The organism is Sphingorhabdus sp., from assembly GCF_044239045.1.
Taxonomy (GTDB): Bacteria; Pseudomonadota; Alphaproteobacteria; order Sphingomonadales; family Sphingomonadaceae; genus Sphingorhabdus_B.
Genome location: NZ_JBIICD010000002.1, coordinates 114,177 through 131,627 on the forward strand (window position 1 = coordinate 114,177; position 17,451 = coordinate 131,627).

Annotated in this window: 14 protein-coding genes; 11 read left to right on the forward strand and 3 right to left on the reverse strand. The window is 55.2% G+C overall.

Annotated features, from left to right (window positions below; translation table 11 throughout):
• Genes ACILP4_RS01425 through ACILP4_RS01445 form a run of 5 tightly spaced genes read left to right on the forward strand, consistent with a single transcriptional unit; the run spans position 1 to position 4,470 of the window.
• Positions 1-654 carry a 2-hydroxychromene-2-carboxylate isomerase gene (locus ACILP4_RS01425; RefSeq protein WP_395618972.1) on the forward strand — a complete coding sequence of 218 codons (654 nt, stop codon included), beginning with the start codon at positions 1-3 and terminating at the stop codon, positions 652-654.
• 32 nt (positions 655-686) lie between these two features.
• Complete coding sequence (locus ACILP4_RS01430; RefSeq protein ID WP_395618973.1) at positions 687-1,445, forward strand: alpha/beta fold hydrolase; 759 nt, start codon at positions 687-689, stop codon at positions 1,443-1,445.
• Positions 1,442-2,008: a GNAT family N-acetyltransferase gene (locus tag ACILP4_RS01435; protein ID WP_395618974.1), complete on the forward strand. Its 567-nt coding sequence runs from the start codon at positions 1,442-1,444 to the stop codon at positions 2,006-2,008. The genes ACILP4_RS01430 and ACILP4_RS01435 overlap by 4 nt, the downstream gene beginning before the upstream one ends.
• A gap of 2 nt (positions 2,009-2,010) precedes the next feature.
• Entirely contained in the window at positions 2,011-2,541 is a 531-nt protein-coding gene (locus tag ACILP4_RS01440) for a hypothetical protein (protein ID WP_395618975.1), read from the forward strand.
• Between the two features lie 54 nt (positions 2,542-2,595).
• Positions 2,596-4,470 carry a M2 family metallopeptidase gene (locus tag ACILP4_RS01445; RefSeq protein WP_395618976.1) on the forward strand — a complete coding sequence of 625 codons (1,875 nt, stop codon included), beginning with the start codon at positions 2,596-2,598 and terminating at the stop codon, positions 4,468-4,470.
• A gap of 48 nt (positions 4,471-4,518) precedes the next feature.
• On the opposite strand, the gene ACILP4_RS01450 is transcribed toward ACILP4_RS01445, so the two are convergent.
• The 3 genes from ACILP4_RS01450 to ACILP4_RS01460 form a co-directional block, all read right to left on the reverse strand.
• Positions 4,519-4,992: a hypothetical protein gene (locus tag ACILP4_RS01450; RefSeq protein WP_395618977.1), complete on the reverse strand. Its 474-nt coding sequence runs from the start codon at positions 4,990-4,992 to the stop codon at positions 4,519-4,521.
• A gap of 67 nt (positions 4,993-5,059) precedes the next feature.
• Positions 5,060-6,505: an AMP nucleosidase gene (locus ACILP4_RS01455; protein ID WP_395618978.1), complete on the reverse strand. Its 1,446-nt coding sequence runs from the start codon at positions 6,503-6,505 to the stop codon at positions 5,060-5,062.
• A gap of 93 nt (positions 6,506-6,598) precedes the next feature.
• Positions 6,599-7,078: a peroxiredoxin gene (locus ACILP4_RS01460; protein WP_395618979.1), complete on the reverse strand. Its 480-nt coding sequence runs from the start codon at positions 7,076-7,078 to the stop codon at positions 6,599-6,601.
• Positions 7,079-7,311: 233 nt separating this feature from the next.
• Between ACILP4_RS01460 and ahcY the strand changes: the two genes are divergently transcribed.
• From ahcY to addA, 6 genes are all read left to right on the forward strand, one after another.
• On the forward strand, positions 7,312-8,706 hold the full coding sequence (ahcY, locus tag ACILP4_RS01465) for an adenosylhomocysteinase (RefSeq protein WP_395618980.1): 1,395 nt from the start codon (positions 7,312-7,314) through the stop codon (positions 8,704-8,706).
• A 185-nt stretch (positions 8,707-8,891) separates the two neighbouring features.
• The gene (tsaE, locus tag ACILP4_RS01470) at positions 8,892-9,323 is read left to right on the forward strand and encodes a tRNA (adenosine(37)-N6)-threonylcarbamoyltransferase complex ATPase subunit type 1 TsaE (protein WP_395618981.1); all 432 of its coding nucleotides are present in this window, start codon (positions 8,892-8,894) and stop codon (positions 9,321-9,323) included.
• 1 nt (position 9,324) lies between these two features.
• Positions 9,325-10,302, forward strand: coding sequence for an aminoglycoside phosphotransferase family protein (locus ACILP4_RS01475; protein ID WP_395619027.1), 978 nt, complete (start codon positions 9,325-9,327; stop codon positions 10,300-10,302).
• Positions 10,295-11,023: a nucleotidyltransferase family protein gene (locus ACILP4_RS01480; RefSeq protein WP_395618982.1), complete on the forward strand. Its 729-nt coding sequence runs from the start codon at positions 10,295-10,297 to the stop codon at positions 11,021-11,023. The genes ACILP4_RS01475 and ACILP4_RS01480 overlap by 8 nt, the downstream gene beginning before the upstream one ends.
• The gene (gene addB, locus ACILP4_RS01485) at positions 11,013-13,982 is read left to right on the forward strand and encodes a double-strand break repair protein AddB (RefSeq protein ID WP_395618983.1); all 2,970 of its coding nucleotides are present in this window, start codon (positions 11,013-11,015) and stop codon (positions 13,980-13,982) included. Before ACILP4_RS01480 ends, addB begins: the two co-directional genes overlap by 11 nt.
• Complete coding sequence (gene addA, locus ACILP4_RS01490; protein WP_395618984.1) at positions 13,979-17,410, forward strand: double-strand break repair helicase AddA; 3,432 nt, start codon at positions 13,979-13,981, stop codon at positions 17,408-17,410. The genes addB and addA overlap by 4 nt, the downstream gene beginning before the upstream one ends.
• The last annotated feature ends 41 nt before the right edge of the window (positions 17,411-17,451 follow it).

The window sequence follows — 17,451 nt, forward strand, 5'->3', positions numbered from 1 at the left end:
ATGGGGCTGCAAGCCGATATTTTCTGGTCGTTTCGCAGCCCGTATAGCTACCTTGCCACGCGGCGATATAGCGCGCTCGCGCAAGAATATGACCTGACGATCAATTTGCGTCCGGTCTATCCACTCGCCATCCGCGAACCTGATTTTTTTGAACGCAGCCACCCCAATTGGTTGCGCTATACCTTCACGGACATGTTTCGCGTGGCTCAGTTCCACGGCGTTCCGTTTGGCCCGCCGAGGCCCGACCCGATTGTGCAGGATATTGCCACGCGCAAAATTGCGGCGGAGCAGCCCTATATTTTTCGCCTGACCCGGTTAGGCCAAGCGGCGGCGCGGCGTGGCAAGAGCTTGGCCTTTTGTGACGAAGTGTCGCGGCTCATCTGGGGCGGAGCGGAGAATTGGCATGAGGGCGACCATCTCGCTGGTGCAGCTTCGCGTGCGGGATTGGATTTGGCCGAGCTGGATGTCGAAGCGCTCAGCGATGCAGAGGCTCTAGATACTGAAATCGCTGCCAACCAAGCAGCGTTAGAAGCCGCGGGACATTGGGGCGTGCCAACTCTCGTTTTCGACGGCGAACCATTTTTCGGTCAGGACCGTATCGACATGGCGCTATGGCGTATGGAACAAAAAGGACTGACAAAGCGGGTTAGTTAGAGGCGTTGGTCGTTGAGTATCGAGCGAGATTTATGATTACATCCAACAGTTTCCAAGCCGTTGACGGCGTCGAGATCGCGTGGCGCGAAACGGGGCAGGGGCGACCTTTGTTGCTGATCCATGGCTTCATGTCCGAAGCGGATACCAACTGGATTAAATATGGCCATGCTGCTGCGTTGGCCAATGCGGGATACCGCGTCATCATGCCGGACCTGCGTGCGCATGGTTTGAGCGCCAAGCCCCATGATCCCGCGCATTATCCGCGCGATATATTGGCCGACGACCAGTTTGCGTTGCTGGCGCATTTGGGCCTCACAGATTATGATCTTGCCGGTTATTCGCTCGGCGGACGGACGGTTTCGCGGATGCTGGCGCGTGGCGCAGCGCCGGGGAAGGCCATCATTTCAGGCATGGGACTGGAAGGCCTGACCCAAACTGGAAATCGTGGGACGCATTTCCGCCATGTCTTTGACAATTTGGGTCAGCATGAAAAGGGATCGGCCGCTTGGATGGCGGAGGCTTTTCTGAAAACCACGGGCGGTGATCCGGTGGCATTGCGGCACATTCTCGATACGTTCGTCGACACGCAAGCGGCCGAGATTGCCAGCTGGACCTTGCCGGTTGCGGTTATATGCGGCGAACAAGATGATGATAATGGCTCTGCCGCTGACCTCGCGGCGCTTTTGCAACATGGGAAATTGTTCACGGTGCCGGGCAATCATATGAGCGCGGTGACCAAGGCAGAACTTGGGCAAGCCTTTGTCGCGGCGTTGACGGGTGACCGTTGGTGACGCTCCCCCCTTTCGACATTCAGCCGGTATTGATTGGTGCGCGGGTCATGCTGCGGCCGCTATTGGCGACGGATTATGATGGGCTTTATGCCGTGGCGTCTGACCCCGAAATTTGGGCAATGCATCCGTTTCGTGATCGGTACAAAAGGGAAGTGTTTGACGGCTTCTTCGCAGATGCCATTGCATCGCAGGGTGCCTTTGCCATTGTCGATCGCGCGACAGATGCCATCATCGGCAGCACGCGCTTTGCCAATTATGATCCGACAATGGCAGAAATAGAAATCGGTTGGACATTTTTTGCGACCGCATATTGGCGGACGGGCATCAATCGCGAGGTCAAGGCGCTGATGCTGCGGCATATATTCCAATTTGTGCGTATCGTTGTGTTTCAAGTGGGTGCAAACAATTTCCGCTCCCGCACCGCAGTGGAGCGATTGGGTGGCAAGTTAGTGCGAGAGCATAAGCGCGATCATGGCGGACAAGTGCATGATTACACAAGCTATCATCTAACGCGCGAGGATGCCCTGTCAGGGGCGTTGGCGACATTTTTGGAGGCTAAGTAGCTATGAGGCAAGAATCTGCTTTAGAAAGACGTTTCTGGACGTTCTGGCTGTCGGGCATTTTGTTGCTTGCCGCGCAAATCGTCATGAATGTCTGGCTGGTAACAGAAGCCTCGCCTTTGGGCATCAGCGACCATCAAGCAGCGGGGAATGCCGCGCGCGTTGATATCATTCACGCTGGCTGGGTAGCATCGGATGTGATGGATCTCGCCATCTACAGCATGGAATTGGACCTCATCTTTATCGCGGTTTATGCATGGGGCGCATTTGCGGGTGGGCGAATGTTTGCTGCGTCGTCGCACGCCATGCTCGCGCGGCTTGGTAAGGTCATTATCGTAGCAGCGGTCGGTTTTGCGCTCACCGATTATGCGGAGACCATTAGCCAGCTCATTCAGGCGGCCGTGACCGGCGGAGATGATATGCTTTCCGGCGTGGCAGCGACGGTGCGGCCCATCAAAATGATTTTGTTTTTGATGACATTCTTCGGTGTGCTGGTCGGCTTGGCCATTCGAGGCTGGAAAAGCCGCGCGGCTTGACGCGGAGGTCCGGAAGTTTCACCCTATTGCCACCCAATCTGTCAGGACCTTAACATGAAAAATTATATATCGATTGCAGCTCTGGCATGCGCCACACTTTCCGTCCCCAGCATCGCTATGGCCCAGGATGCGGCGGCGACAGCAGCAGCACCAACGGTATCTGATGCCGATGCGTTTGTTGCCCGCGCCGAGAAGGATCTGTTTGATTTTTCTTTTGAGGGTGGTCGCGTGGCGTGGATTAATTCCACGTACCTTACCGATGACACAGACGCTGTCGCCGCACGTTATGGCGAAATCGGTACGGAGAAGGCAGTTGGTTATGCGCTAGAGGCTGCCAAGTATCAGGCGCTGTATGGCCTGTCTAATGATACAAAGCGGAAGTTGGATATTCTGCGCGGTGGCATAGTCTTGCCCGCGCCGACAACGCCGGGCGCAGCGGCGGAGCTCGCGACCATCTCAACCCAGTTGCAATCCGCTTATGGCAAGGGCCGCGGCACGTTGCGTGGCAAGGCCATCAACGGTTCAGATATTGAGGCCGAAATGGGGTCGAACCGCAATCCTGAAGAGCTGAAGGAGATGTGGGTAAGCTGGCATGATAATGTTGGCGCGCCGATGGGGCCGGATTACACGCGCATGGTCCAGATCGCCAATCAAGGCGCCGCCGAACTTGGCTATACCGATGTGGGCGCCATGTGGCGGTCAGGCTATGACATGCCCGCCGATGATTTTGCCAAATTGACCGACAAATTATGGCTTGAGGTAAAGCCATTATATGATGAGTTGCACACATATGTCCGCACACAGCTGAACAAAAAATATGGCGATGCCGTTCAGTCCAAAACCGGACCAATTCGTGCCGATTTGCTTGGCAATATGTGGGCGCAGGAATGGGGTAATATCTATGATCTTGTCGCGCCTGCCGGCGCGGGCGACATTGGTTATGACATTGGCGAATTGCTGGAGTCCAAGGGGTATAAACAAACCGCATTGGCGGATTTTGGTACCAATCGCGGCAAAGCTGAAAAAGACATGGTGAAGATTGGAGAAGGCTTCTTTTCGTCACTGGGCTTTGCGCCATTGCCAAAAAGCTTTTGGGATCGCGCGCAGTTTATCAAGCCGGCCGATCGTGAAGTCGTCTGCCACGCTTCGGCTTGGAATATCGACAATGTCGATGATCTGCGAATCAAAATGTGCATCAAGGTCAACACCACCGATTTTGTAACCATCCACCATGAACTTGGGCATAATTATTATCAGCGCGCTTATAACAAGCAGCCTTATCTCTATTTGAATGGTGCCAATGATGGTTTTCATGAGGCGATTGGCGATGCCATCGCTTTGTCGATTACGCCAAATTATCTCGTCCAGATTGGCTTGTTGGACCCGGCCAAGGTACCCGGTGCGGACAAGGATAACGGCCTGTTGCTGCGTCAAGCGATGGACAAGGTGGCGTTTCTGCCATTTGGCCTGCTCATCGATAAATGGCGTTGGGGCGTGTTTAACGGGTCAATTACGCCTGCCAAATACAACAAAGGCTGGACCGATTTGCGCCTGCAATATCAGGGCATCGTTCCACCAGTGGAACGTCCGGCCGACCGTTTTGATGCTGGGGCGAAATATCATATTCCCGGCAACACGCCCTATACCCGCTATTTCCTCGCCCGCATTTTGCAGTTCCAATTCTACAAGGCCGCTTGCGATATTTCGGGATGGAAGGGGCCGCTCCACCGTTGCTCGTTCTACGGAAACAAGGAAGTTGGAACACGGCTGAACGCGATGCTCGAAATGGGTGCGTCAAAACCTTGGCCAGATGCGTTGCAAGCCTTTACCGGCACGCGCGAAATGTCTGGCAAGCCAATGCTGGAATATTTTGCGCCGTTGATGAAATGGCTCAAGACGCAAAATAAGGGTGTCAAAAAGGGCTGGTAGACATGAATATCCCCGCCTTTTCGGGCGGGGATATTTGCATTGTTGAAGTTAGGCGGTTGGTTTTATCGCTGGTTTGGCGGGCGCTGCCTTTTTCACAGCTGGTTTTGCCCGCGTTGCAGGCTTGGCAGCCGTGGTAGGCTTTGCAGCGGGCTTTTTAGCAGTAGGCTTGACCACCGGCTTTTTCACAGCTGGCTTTTTCACAGCCGGTTTTTTGGCAGCCGGTTTTTTCGCCGCTGACTTTGCGCCGCTCGCGGTCTTCCGGTCATATACCTTTTTACCGGCGACGGCAGCTGCGGCGGTTGCGATAACTGCGCCAGCCACGGCAGCAGACTTGCCGGGATTTTCCTTTATAACTGTGCCAGCGGTAGCGGCGGCATTGGAGGCGGAATCTACCGCTGACTTGGCGGTGGTCGACGCTGTCTCGGCCGCCGAACGCGCTTTACCGGAAAGGGTGTCAGTAAAATTACGAAATGTGTTCAATATCTTATTGAATAAATTTGTGTTTTCGGGCTTGTTCGGCATGGGCTGTTCCTCCTTGGGTTGTAATGCAATGACGATAAAATTGCGGAGCGGGTTCGTTCCTGCGTGTTTATCGGAATGGCGGTTCGTTGAATGCCCGCAACTTGCGGCTGTGTAAGCTATTTCCAGCCTCGCGAAGCAACTCACATGTTTGAATGCCGATCTGCAAATGTGCGGCAATCGCTTCTTCGTAAAAACGGTTTGCTTGACCCGGCAGTTTAATCTCGCCGTGCAGCGGTTTGTCCGAAACACATAACAATGTGCCGTACGGTACGCGGAAACGATAGCCTTGCGCTGCAATCGTGGCGGATTCCATGTCGATGGCAATCGCGCGGCTTTGCGAAAAACGCAGCGCGGAGGCGGAATAACGCAGTTCCCAGTTTCGGTCGTCGGTTGTTACAACGGTGCCCGTGCGCATCCGCCTTTTGAGGTCTGCGCCGCTGGTGCCTGAAACATCTTCCGCCGCGCTCGCCAAGGCCTGTTGCACTTCGGCGATGGGCGGGATGGGGATTTCGGGCGGCAGGACATCGTCCAAGATATGGTCATCGCGCAAATAAGCATGGGCGAGGACATAGTCCCCAATCCGCTGCGTCTCACGCAGACCGCCGCAATGGCCAATCATCAACCAAGCCTCCGGCCGGAGCACCGCCAAATGATCGCAAATCGTTTTGGCGTTAGACGGGCCGACACCAATATTCACCAAGGTGATGCCCGAACGGTCTGGCGCGATGAGATGATATGCAGGCATCTGATGCCGGCGCCATGTGCTGTCGGCGACAAGCTGGGCTGCGTTATCGGTGGGTTGGTCCACATATAGGCCACCGGCACCGGACAAAGCCGTGTAGCGACCGTTACCGACTTGCGTACAGGCCCAGCTTACAAATTCGTCGACATAACGGTGGTAGTTGGTGAACAGGATGTAATGCTGCACATGTTCGGCAGGTGCGCCCGTATAGTGACGCAAACGGGCCAAAGAAAAATCGGTACGCAGACCATCAAATAAAGCAAGTGGCGAACTGCTGTTACCTTTTACGCGCAACAAACCGTCGGCGATTTCATCGCCAATATCGGCCAGCTCCGTCGTGGGGAAATGACGCGCAAGCTCATTTGGACTGACGGTCCCGAGCTCAAGATCGGCGGAACCATCCAGTACATAAGGAAAGGGGATTTCTTGGCGACTGCGGCCAACCGAAATCTCGAGTTCATATTGCTCGTTCAAAAGATCAAGCTGCTCGCCAATATAATCGGCAAAAAGATCAGGCTTGGTAAAAGTGGTTCGATAAGTGCCAACTTTCTCCAGCTTGCCAAAAGCGAGATTCGATTTGGTTTCGCGCGATTTACCAGCATAAGTGATCACGAGTTCGGGATAGCAGAAGTCATTGCTTGCGCGTTGGTCCGCACTTGGGGGAATTCTGTCCTTCAAATAAGCCGCAAGCGCGGATTGAAGCCTTTTTACCGAAGCTTCATACTCGGTAACAAGTTGATTAATGATGTTTTGAGCGTGATTACTAGGCATAATCACGCTTCACCGAATTTTGCGAATTTGGCAACAAAAAAGGGAGGGCAACCCCTCCCTTTTACGTGCAGCTTCTTTAGAATTAGCAATGGATTAGAGCTGTCCGAGCATATATTCCGCCGAACTGACGTTGAAATCGCCAGGCGCTTCGACATTGACATGCTCAACCACGCCATCGTTGACGACGAGCGAGAAGCGTTGTCCGCGCTTACCCATGCCAAATGCGCTGCCGTCCATCTCCAGCCCAAGTGCAGCAGCAAAATCGCCATTGCCATCGGCCAGCATCGTGATCGCATCCGAACCACCCGACTTGTTCCACGCGCCCAACACAAAGGCATCATTGACGGCGGTGCAGGCGATTTCGTCGATGCCCTTGGCAGCAAGTTCCGCAGACTTTTCAACAAAACCCGGAAGATGGCGTGCCGAGCATGTGGGCGTGAAGGCGCCGGGGACGGAGAATAATGCAACGCGGCGTCCTGCGAAATAATCCGCCGACTGAACGGGTTGAGGGCCCTCGGCGGTTGCCTTAACCAATTTGACGTCAGGGATTTTGTCGCCAACAGAGATGCTCATGAGAAATTTCCTTTAGCAAGTGAGAGAGTTGCCGCTTCATCTGGGACCAATTGTGCCAAGTCAAGTGGCCGTTGATTGACGGACCAATTTCTGCGGCCAATGATAAGTCGGTACGCTGTACTCGCAATTGGGTGACATGATGCCCAATCATATAAAGCAATCTTTATATTTGATTTTCGCGAAATCCGCCGTTAAGGGCTCCCATCATCTAAAACCTCCCGGAGACTAAGCCCGTGGCTTTCAACGATTATGTCATTGCCGATATCGGCGAGGCCGATTTTGGCCGTAAAGAAATCAATATTGCCGAAACCGAAATGCCCGGCCTTATGGCGTTGCGCGATGAATTTGGTGCGTCACAGCCGTTAAAGGGCGCGCGCATTGTTGGTTCGTTGCACATGACGATTCAGACTGCGGTGCTTATCGAAACGCTGACTGCGCTGGGTGCGGACGTGCGTTGGGCAACCTGCAACATTTTCTCAACACAAGACCATGCCGCAGCTGCCATTGCCGCGCAGAACATTCCTGTGTTTGCCGTAAAGGGCGAAAGCCTTGCCGATTATTGGGATTATGTCGGCCGCATCTTCGATTGGGGCGACGAAACTACCGCGAACATCATCCTCGATGATGGCGGCGACGCCACGATGTTTGCGTTGTGGGGCGCACGGCTTGAGCGCGGTGAAAGCTTTGGCGAGCCAGAGAATGAAGAAGAAGTCGAATTCCAGCGCGCTTTGAAGGCATTTGTCGCCAAGAAGCCAGGCTATCTCACGCAAACGGTCAAAAATTTGAAGGGCGTTTCGGAGGAAACCACCACGGGCGTTCATCGCTTGTACGAAATCGCGAAGAAAGGCGAGCTGCCTTTCCCTGCCATCAACGTCAATGACAGCGTAACGAAGTCGAAGTTCGACAATCTTTATGGCTGCAAGGAGTCTCTCGTAGACGCTATCCGTCGCGCCACCGACGTCATGCTCGCCGGTAAGGTTGCATGCGTTGCCGGTTTTGGCGATGTGGGTAAGGGTTCGGCGCAGTCGCTCCGCAATGGCGGCGCGCGCGTGATGGTTACCGAAGTCGATCCGATCTGCGCGCTGCAGGCCGCGATGGAAGGCTTTGAAGTTGTGACAATGGAAGAAGCCGTGCAGCGCGCGGATATTTTCTGCACAGCGACCGGCAATGCTGACGTTATCACCGCCGAGCATATGATGAATATGAAACCCATGAGCATCGTATGCAACATCGGTCACTTTGACAGTGAAATTCAAATCGCCGCGCTCTCAAATTATAGCTGGACCGAAGTGAAGCCAGGAACCGATCTCGTTCAGTTCCCGGACGGAAAGCAGATCATCGTCCTTGCAAAGGGCCGCTTGGTGAATTTGGGTTGTGCAACTGGACATCCAAGTTTTGTGATGTCGGCAAGCTTTACCAACCAAGTGCTCGCGCAAATCGAGCTTTGGACCAACGGCGACAATTATAAGAACCAAGTCTATGTTCTGCCAAAGCATCTCGATGAGAAGGTCGCGACGCTGCATCTTGAAAAGCTCGGCGTGAAGTTGACCAAGCTGACCGACAAGCAGGCTGGATATATCGGCGTATCGACAGAAGGTCCTTTCAAACCAGACCATTATCGCTATTAATCACGCTACACTGTGTGATGAAAAGAAAGCCTGCTGCGGAAACGTGGCGGGCTTTTTCTTTACGCGACCCGAGCGAATGCTTGCTTTGCCCTTGGCCCAAAAATAATTGCATTGCATGCTGGCACTTTTCATTTTCATTCTGCAAAAGGTGCAGGAATGATAATCAGCATGGCGCTACCAAAGAAATGAACATTGCAACCGACGAGGATATGCGCGCCTTTGGCCAGTCGCTTGCGCAAAGCTTAAAGGCATCAGATTGGGTCGCGATTAACGGCCCGCTTGGTGCAGGCAAAACTGTATTATGCGCAGGCATATTGGCGGGCCTTGGTTTTAAAGGCGAAGTCGCCAGCCCGTCTTACGCCATCGTCCACAGCTATGATCCACCAGATGTTTTGGTTGCCGTTGCCCATGTCGATTTGTATCGCTTGGACAATGCTGACGAATTGGACGAACTGGGGCTGGCAGACGAACGCAGTGAACGCATCACGCTCGTTGAGTGGGCCGAACGCTTTGGTGCAGCCTATGTGGTGCCAAGCCATGTTATCGACATAGCGCCGCAAGCCGACGGAAGCCGCATACTGACTTTTAAAATGGATAATGATGACACAAATAATTAACATGGCGCCGCCCGCTGGTTTGGACGAATTTCTAAAGCTGCATGGCTGGGAAGGCGCGCAATTGGCGCCGGTTGCAGGTGATGCGTCCTTCCGTCGCTATTTCCGCGTCGTGTCCGCCACACGCGGCAAGGCGATTTTGATGGATGCGCCGCCACCGCATGAGGATCCGCGGCCATTTCTTCATATTGCGCAATATTTGAACGGGCATCAATTTCGCGCACCCGAAATTTTTGCCACCGACCTGACCCGCGGCCTGTTGCTGATCGAGGATTTTGGCGACCGGCGGATGCGGGAGCATCTGGACGAACATCCCGAAGATGAGGCCGCAGTCTATCGTGCGGCGATTGATGCCATTGTTCGTTTGGCGCAGACGCCTGCGGTGCAAGCGCAAGCCTATGACATGGCGACCTATATGCGCGAAGTACAGTTGCTGTCCGAATGGTACATGCCCGCCATGGGATTATCATTTGATGCGCACGAATTTGACCAAGTCTGGACCGATGCTCTGGCCCCGCTGGCGGATTATCAAAAGGTCACAGTGCTGCGCGATTACCACGCCGAAAACATCATGCTACTGGATGATGGACAGCAGGGAATAATCGATTTTCAGGACGCTCTGGTCGGTCATCCAGCCTATGATCTTGTGTCCTTGCTGCAAGATGCACGACGCGATGTTTCGCCCGCGCTTGAGGCGGAAATGCTGGCATATTATAACAATGCGGCAACGCCCGGTGCCGATTTTGCGGCGCATTATGCTTTATTGGGTGCGCAACGGAATACTAAGATCATCGGCATATTTACCCGGCTATGGAAGCGCGATGGCAAGGAGCGTTATTTGTCTTTCTTGCCACGCATGTGGGGGCTGCTGGAGCGCGACTTAGCGCATCCCGACCTTGCGCCGGTTAAACGCTGGTTCGACACGCACATCCCATCGGGTGTGCGCAATAAAATGCCTGCGGAATTAAACATCGATGGTTAAGCATGTGGATACAGCGATGATCATGGCGGCGGGGAAGGGGACGCGTATGATGCCCCTGACTGCCGACCGGCCAAAGCCTTTGATCGAGGTGGGCGGTATTGCATTGCTGGATCATGTGCTCGATCATCTACGCGATGCGGGCATCGGCAAGATCGTCGTCAACGTCCATTATTTTGCGGAACAGGTTGAGCAACATTTGGCTGCTTCTGCGGCGGACTTGGATGTGCGCATATCGGACGAGCGCGATGTGTTGCGCGACACTGGCGGCGGTTTGGTGCACGCGCTGCCGCTTATTTCGGATGATCCTTTTATTTGCGTCAATGCGGACAATTGGTGGACCAACGGTGGCGAAAATGCAATTTCGCAGCTGATGGCGCATTGGGATGATGCCCGCATGGACGTTCTCATGCTCCTCATCCCCCTAAAGACCGCGTATAACAGCCAAGGCATTGGTGATTTTAACATGGATGCAGACGGCCGCCTGTCGCGTCGCCAAGGGGACGCGCCTGCGTCTTATGTGTGGACTGGCATTCAGATGCTGTCGAAGCGCCTCATTGTTGATCCGCCTGCGGACGTGTTTTCAACTAATATATTTTGGGATCGCGCAATAGCCCAAGGCCGTTGCATCGGCTTGGTTCATGACGGGCTGTGGTTTGACGTTGGCTATCCCGCGGCTATTGCAGCAACGGAAGCGAAGTTGGCGGAACAATATGGAGAATGAAGGTTCGGCCCCGCGTGCGCATGTGTACAATGTGCCGCTGGGCAATGACCTATGCGATGTAACCGCGCAGTGGATAATAAAATCGGCGGGTGCTGACCCGCTTGCGATCAGCAACAACATACTGCTTTTGCCGAATAACCGGGCAATCAAGGCCATGACCGAGGCATTTGTCCGGCAAGCGGCACCGGGTATGCTGTTGCCGCGCATGGTTGCCGTTGGTGACATGCAATTGGACGAAGCCTTGGGGCCGATGCTTGACCCCATCGACGCGGGCAGCGCGCTATGGCCAGCTATTGCCCCGTTTGAACGGCTGATGCTTTTGGCAAAACTCTTTCAAGACCACCAGTCCAGTGGAGCCCCACTTTCGCCTGCCGAAGCGTTACGACTTGCCCGCAAATTGGCAGAATTAATCGATGCGCTTGAGGTTGATCTCATCGATTTTTCGCAATTCGCAGATATCAAAATCGAGGCTGATCTGGCCGGACATTGGCAAAGCGCTTATGCGCGGCTTTTGCAGATATTGCCGGCTTATCGCGCCGCGTTAACCGCGCGCAAATTAATGGGCCCTGCCGAACGCCGCAACCATTTACTCGCGGCGCTTGAGCATCGTTTAGCACAAAATGCCGGTGAAGCTCCGATCATAGCGGTGGGGATCACAACCTCTGCAAAGGCTGTGGCCCGCGTTCTGCGCCGTGTCGCACGTCTGCCGAATGGACACGTCATCTTGCCGGGCGTTGACCTTGAATTACCTGACGCGCGTTGGGATGATCTATCACCGTCCACCGATGACAGCCCCAGCTTTGCACGGCGTCGCAATGTGGAGGTCCATCCGCAGTTTCACTTAAAGCATTTGCTTGAACTCATGGGCATCGACCGCAGCGAGATTGACGTCCTCCCAACCGCCTCATCGGCGCCAGAGGCCGTTGCGATTTCCGAGATATTCTGCCTGCCGGAACATAGCATATATTGGCAGGAGCTGCCGCCGACCCGCAAAAGCCTGCCGCATGCAAAATGGCTGGAAGCCGAAGATAGCGCCCAAGAGGCAAAGGCCATCGCCTTGCGCATAAGGGGCGCGCTGGAGGTTACCGGAAAGCGCGTCGCCCTGATTACGCCCGATCGCGAATTGGCGGTGCGGGTCGCTGGGCAGTTGCATAGATGGGGCATAGAAGTGGATGACAGCGCGGGTATACCCTTGCTGCAAACACCGCCGGGCACGCTGATGCTGGCGCTTGTAGATGCCATTTCTGGCCGCTTTTCTGCGTCGAGCATATTGGCGATTGCCAAGCATCCATTGGTGTTTGCGGGCACGGAAAGGCTCGACTGGCTGGGCCATGTGCGGCAGCTTGATCTTGCCTTGCGCGGCACTGCCAGCGGCATTGGGCTTTTGGCAATCACACGACGGTTACAGGCTGCGCGTAACCCGAATGAAGCGCTTATCGCATGGTGGACTGGTTTTGCCACGCTGTTGTCACCGCTAGAGAGTGCCGATGGTCAACCATTTGAGAATGTTCTGGCATCGCTTCGCGATGTTGCAACAGCGCTTACCGATGGGGGTATCTGGCGCGGCGCAAGTGGCCGCGAACTGACGCGCAACTGGGAGGACGTAACCGCCAGCGATCTCTCCACATTTGGCCGTGCCGATGCGACAGGCTTGGTCGCGACTTTTAAGGAAATTTTCTCCGGCGCAGTGGTCCGCCCGCCTTATGGTGGGCACCCGCGTGTCGCGATTTACGGTTTGTTAGAGGCGCGCCTGCAACAGGCAGACATGTTGATTTGTTCAGGCCTGAACGAGGGTACATGGCCGCAAATTGCGCAGCCCGATCCTTGGTTGGCGCCAGCCATAAGGCGGCATTTGAAGTTGCCGACATTGGATCGGAATATTGGTCTGTCGGCGCATGATCTGGCGACAGCATTGGGCGCGCAAGAGGTATTGCTCACGCGTGCGCGGCGCGACCGCGGCGGGCCAACGGTCGCGTCACGCTTTTTGTTGCGGATCAAAGCGCTGATGGGTGAGACGCTTGAGGTTGATGATGAACTGTTGATGTGGGCAGACGCGCTGGATCGTCCCGAAAGAAAAGAGCGCTTTGCCGAACGGCCAGTGCCGATGCCAAATGCCGAACAACGTCTGGTTTCCTTGTCCGTTACCGATTTCGACCAGTTGAAATCTGACCCTTATTCTTTTTACGCCAAGCGTATTCTTGGCCTTCCGGTGCTGGAAAAGGTCGATGCCGAACCCAGCTACGCGTGGCGCGGCAGCCTGGTGCACGAGATTTTGGAAAAATGGTTCACCCACGACCAATGCGCGGTCGATAAGCTTGTTGCCCGTGCTGATGCATTGTTGGCGCAGGAGGCTGCTGACCCGTTGCTGCGTGCCTTATGGCAACCACGCATTGCTGCTGGCTTGCGCTGGGTGGCGGACGAAACCCGACGCTTCATTACCGAACAAGGTCGCGAAGTCGCGGTTGCTGAACAACCCGGTACGGTTCATCTCAAAGGGATCGCCGTCAAGGGACGGGTTGACCGTATTGATCGTACTGCCGATGGCGACTTGGTCATCATTGACTATAAAACCGGTATGCCGCCATCGACTAAGCAGATTAACGCGGGCTTCGCGCTGCAATTGGGCCTTATTGGTTATATGGCGGAACAGCTTGCCATCAAGGGCGTGTCCGGCAAGGCGAGCCATTTCGAATATTGGAGCCTTGCCAAGAAAAAGGAAGTTTTTGGGCATATTGTTGCTCCGACAAGCACACGTGCGTCCGATAAAAAGCCTGAACCCGACGACTTCGTCGCTTTTGCTGTCGAGCAAGCAGAAGCCGCGATCAGCAAGTGGATATTAGGTGACGCGCCCTTTACCGCAAAGCTGCATCCCGAATTTGCTCTCTACGGCGATTATGACCAATTGATGCGCTTGCAGGAATGGAATGGGCGTCAGGCAATAATCGAGGATGCGGCATGAGTGCAGAACCCAAAAAGCTGCACCCGTTAATCGCTGCGCAAAGCAGCGCCGTTGTGCCGCGCGACAATATCTGGCTGAGCGCGTCGGCAGGGACGGGTAAAACGCAAGTGCTCACGGCGCGCGTCATTCGGTTGTTGCTGGAAAATGACGTCGAGCCCGAAAATTTGCTGTGCATCACCTTTACCAAGGCTGGCGCGTCCGAAATGGCGGACCGCATCAATCAGCTGCTGGCAACTTGGGTGCAGATGGACGGCACGGCGCTTGGTAATGACTTACAAGCCATTGGCGCAGATTACGGTCCCGAAGCCCGCAAGAAAGCGCGGCAATTGTTCGCCAAGGTGCTGGATGCGCCCGGCGGCGGGTTGCAGATTTTGACCATCCATAGCTTCTGCCAATCGCTTCTCGGTAGCTTTCCCGAAGAAGCTGGCCTCGTGCCGGGCTTCAAGCCAATTGAAGGCCGCGAACAGAGCGAATTGCTCGATACGGCGCTTGCGAACTTAGTTATGGACGCCGAAGCGCGCGGCGACCTCAAGATCATTACCAATTTGCAAGAATTGAGCCTCAACATGGGTGAGGAGGGCGCCTTGCGCTTCTTGCATCGTACCGCGGCTGCGCCCGATGTGATGGCCGCAATTCCCGATGATGCGGGGGCCGTGATCTGGGCACGGCGGTTGGCAGATGTCAGCTTTTCGGGTTCTGCGGAAGATAACTTGGCAGGTGAATTCGCCGACGCACAAATCCCGCGCGCGGATCTGCAATCCGTCATCGACGCCAATCTTATATGGGGCAAAAACAAAGCTGATAGCCGGGGTGGCAAGCGCGCGGCGCTGCTTCAAGACTGGCTGTCGCGTTCGCCCGCCGAACGGGCTGCTTCATTTACGGAGCTGCATGGCTGCTGGTCAACTGCCAAGGGTGAGGTTCTGAATGCGTCCCAGAACCATACCCCGCTAAACGACGACTATAAGGCACTCGCATCGAAGATGTTCGATTGGACCAACCAGTTGATGGGGCAGGTGGTACGCGCGCAATATGCCGATAGGCTGGCGCGGGCTTTGTTGGTGGGCAAGGAATTTGCGGCCCAATATAGCAAGGCGAAACACGCGCTTGGCGCGGTTGATTTTGATGACATGATCCGGCGCACGGCAGCGTTGCTGCAACATGGACAAATGGCGGATTGGGTGCGGTTTAAGCTTGATCGACAGATTGATCACATACTGGTCGACGAGGCGCAGGATACCAACGCCGCGCAGTGGGATATCATCAGCGCGCTCAGCGATGATTTTTATAGTGGCATGGCTGTGAAGCCCGATAAGACGCGCACCTTGTTCTCGGTGGGCGATTTCAAGCAAGCCATTTACGGGTTCCAAGGTACGGCCCCCGAACGTTATGCAGCAGCGGGCGTATATTTTGCCGAGCGGATCGGTAAATCGGGATCCACGTTAAACCAGCTGACCTTATCACAAAGCTTTCGTTCGACGCCGCCCATCCTTGATTTTGTGAATGCCGTTATCGAAGAATCTGGTCCTGAAAGCTTTGGCATAAGCGGTGAAATAGCCGCGCATTATAGCGATAAGCCGGCTGTCGGCATGGTCGAGCTCTTTGAACCCATATCCGCCCAGCCCGATGGGCAAGAGGATGGCAGCTCGGACGAAGAAGAGGATTGGTTCAGCGACGAAAAGCGCGCGCTGGCGGAAAAATTGTCGGATCATGTAAAGGCGCTTATCGACGCGAAGCCATGGCTGGTCAGCAAAGGCCGCCCGCTTGAACCCGGCGATATAATGTTCCTGTTGCGTAGCCGTGGCGACATGGCGTCGATGCTGGTGGCGCAATTGCATGAACGCAATGTGCCTGTTGCGGGTGTCGACCGGCTTCGGTTGTTGCAACCGTTGGTGGTGCAAGATTTGCTCGCTGCCATCAAATTTGTGCTGCAGCCCAATGATGATTTTAGCCTCGCTTGTGTATTGGTCTCCCCAATCATTGGCTGGTCGCAAGACACGTTGCTCCAATATGGCTATGTCGGCGACCGCACCGGCAGCCTGTGGCAGCATATTCGTGACCGGCCAGAGCTTGAGCAACAGATCGCTCCGTTGCGCCTCATGTTGGCGATGGCCGATTTTACGACGGTCTATCATTTCCTTGAGCAAATCTTGTCTGGCCCAATCGGCGCGCGGCGTAAGTTCACTGCGCGGTTGGGTAGTGAGATACTGGTACCTATCGAGGAAATGCTGAATTCCGCGCTGCAGTTTGAACAGCAACAAGGCGGCGGTCTGCAAAAGTTCATTGCATGGTTTGACCATGGCGACACCGAAATCAAACGCGAGGGTGACAGCAGCAGCCAAGAAGTCAGGATTATGACCGTCCATGGTGCCAAGGGCTTGCAGGCGCCGGTGGTCATTCTGGCCGACATCACATCTGACCCGACCAAGAAACCCGACCATTCTGTCGAGCTGTTGATGGATGAGGGGCATCGCACGCCGTTATTGCCTATTCGCAAGGCCGAAAAATCCGGGCGGCTGCAAGATATTGTCGATATGCAAAAGACTCGCGAGCTTCAGGAGCATAAGCGTTTGCTCTACGTTGCGATTACGCGGGCCGAGGAACGGCTCATCATGGCCGGATCCTTGGGCATTAGCCGCAAGGGAGAGGCGCCAGTCGAAAGCTGGTGCGCGCTTCTGCAACGGGGCATGGCGGCGCTCGGGTGCGATTGGGAGGATGAGCCGCGCTGGGGCAGGGTGATGCGCCATGTTGGGCTTCAGGGTGCCTCCTTGACGCCCCCAGAGGGCAGCACGACGCGGTCTGCATCATCCGAGGCTCCCCATAGCCTGCCGCATTGGCTTTTTGCGCCAGCACCAGCGGAGCAACGTCCCCCGCGTCCGTTAGTCCCGTCGCGTCTGGATGATGACGATTATGGTGACGCGCCGGCGATTGCGGCCATGCGCAAGGCGGCGGAACGTGGCAAGCTGATCCATGCAGTATTGGAACGCATCACTGACGATGCATCCCTGCAAAAGGCGGAACAATATTTAGCTGCGCAGACGCCTGATCATGACATTGACCTGCCGCAACTGATGGCCGAGGTGCGCGCTATCGTCGGCGATCCGCAATGGGCCGCGTTCTTTGGTCCTTGCGCCCGTGCGGAGGTGCCGTTGGTCGCTGTCGTTGGCGAAACGGTCATCAACGGACGGATTGACCGTTTGCTGGTTGAGCCAGATTTGGTGCGCGCCATCGATTTCAAGACAGGCCGGCAAGTGCCGCAGGATGAAAACGGCGTGCCTGCCGCATATTTGCGACAAATGGCGCATTATCGTGCGACACTGCAGACAATCTTCCCAGCGTCGCGTGTTGAGGTGTCTCTACTGTTCACTTATGCGCCGCGCTTCATCACGCTTTCTGACGACATCTTGGCACCTTATTACCCCGCCTCTTGACCGGATAAGTAAAACTATTGCGCATGGTCCTTGTCAGCCCC

Excerpts from the sequence above, each read along its gene's own strand:
- ACILP4_RS01455 (WP_395618978.1), bottom strand. The coding sequence starts at position 6,505 with ATGCCTAGTAATCACGCTCAAAACATCATTAATCAACTTGTTACCGAG.
- tsaE (WP_395618981.1), top strand. The coding sequence starts at position 8,892 with ATGAACATTGCAACCGACGAGGATATGCGCGCCTTTGGCCAGTCGCTT.
- addB (WP_395618983.1), top strand. The coding sequence starts at position 11,013 with ATGGAGAATGAAGGTTCGGCCCCGCGTGCGCATGTGTACAATGTGCCG.
- ACILP4_RS01450 (WP_395618977.1), bottom strand. The coding sequence starts at position 4,992 with ATGCCGAACAAGCCCGAAAACACAAATTTATTCAATAAGATATTGAAC.
- ACILP4_RS01430 (WP_395618973.1), top strand. The coding sequence starts at position 687 with ATGATTACATCCAACAGTTTCCAAGCCGTTGACGGCGTCGAGATCGCG.
- ACILP4_RS01460 (WP_395618979.1), bottom strand. The coding sequence starts at position 7,078 with ATGAGCATCTCTGTTGGCGACAAAATCCCTGACGTCAAATTGGTTAAG.
- ACILP4_RS01445 (WP_395618976.1), top strand. The coding sequence starts at position 2,596 with ATGAAAAATTATATATCGATTGCAGCTCTGGCATGCGCCACACTTTCC.
- ACILP4_RS01425 (WP_395618972.1), top strand. The coding sequence starts at position 1 with ATGGGGCTGCAAGCCGATATTTTCTGGTCGTTTCGCAGCCCGTATAGC.
- addA (WP_395618984.1), top strand. The coding sequence starts at position 13,979 with ATGAGTGCAGAACCCAAAAAGCTGCACCCGTTAATCGCTGCGCAAAGC.
- ACILP4_RS01480 (WP_395618982.1), top strand. The coding sequence starts at position 10,295 with ATGGTTAAGCATGTGGATACAGCGATGATCATGGCGGCGGGGAAGGGG.
- ACILP4_RS01475 (WP_395619027.1), top strand. The coding sequence starts at position 9,325 with ATGGCGCCGCCCGCTGGTTTGGACGAATTTCTAAAGCTGCATGGCTGG.
- ACILP4_RS01440 (WP_395618975.1), top strand. The coding sequence starts at position 2,011 with ATGAGGCAAGAATCTGCTTTAGAAAGACGTTTCTGGACGTTCTGGCTG.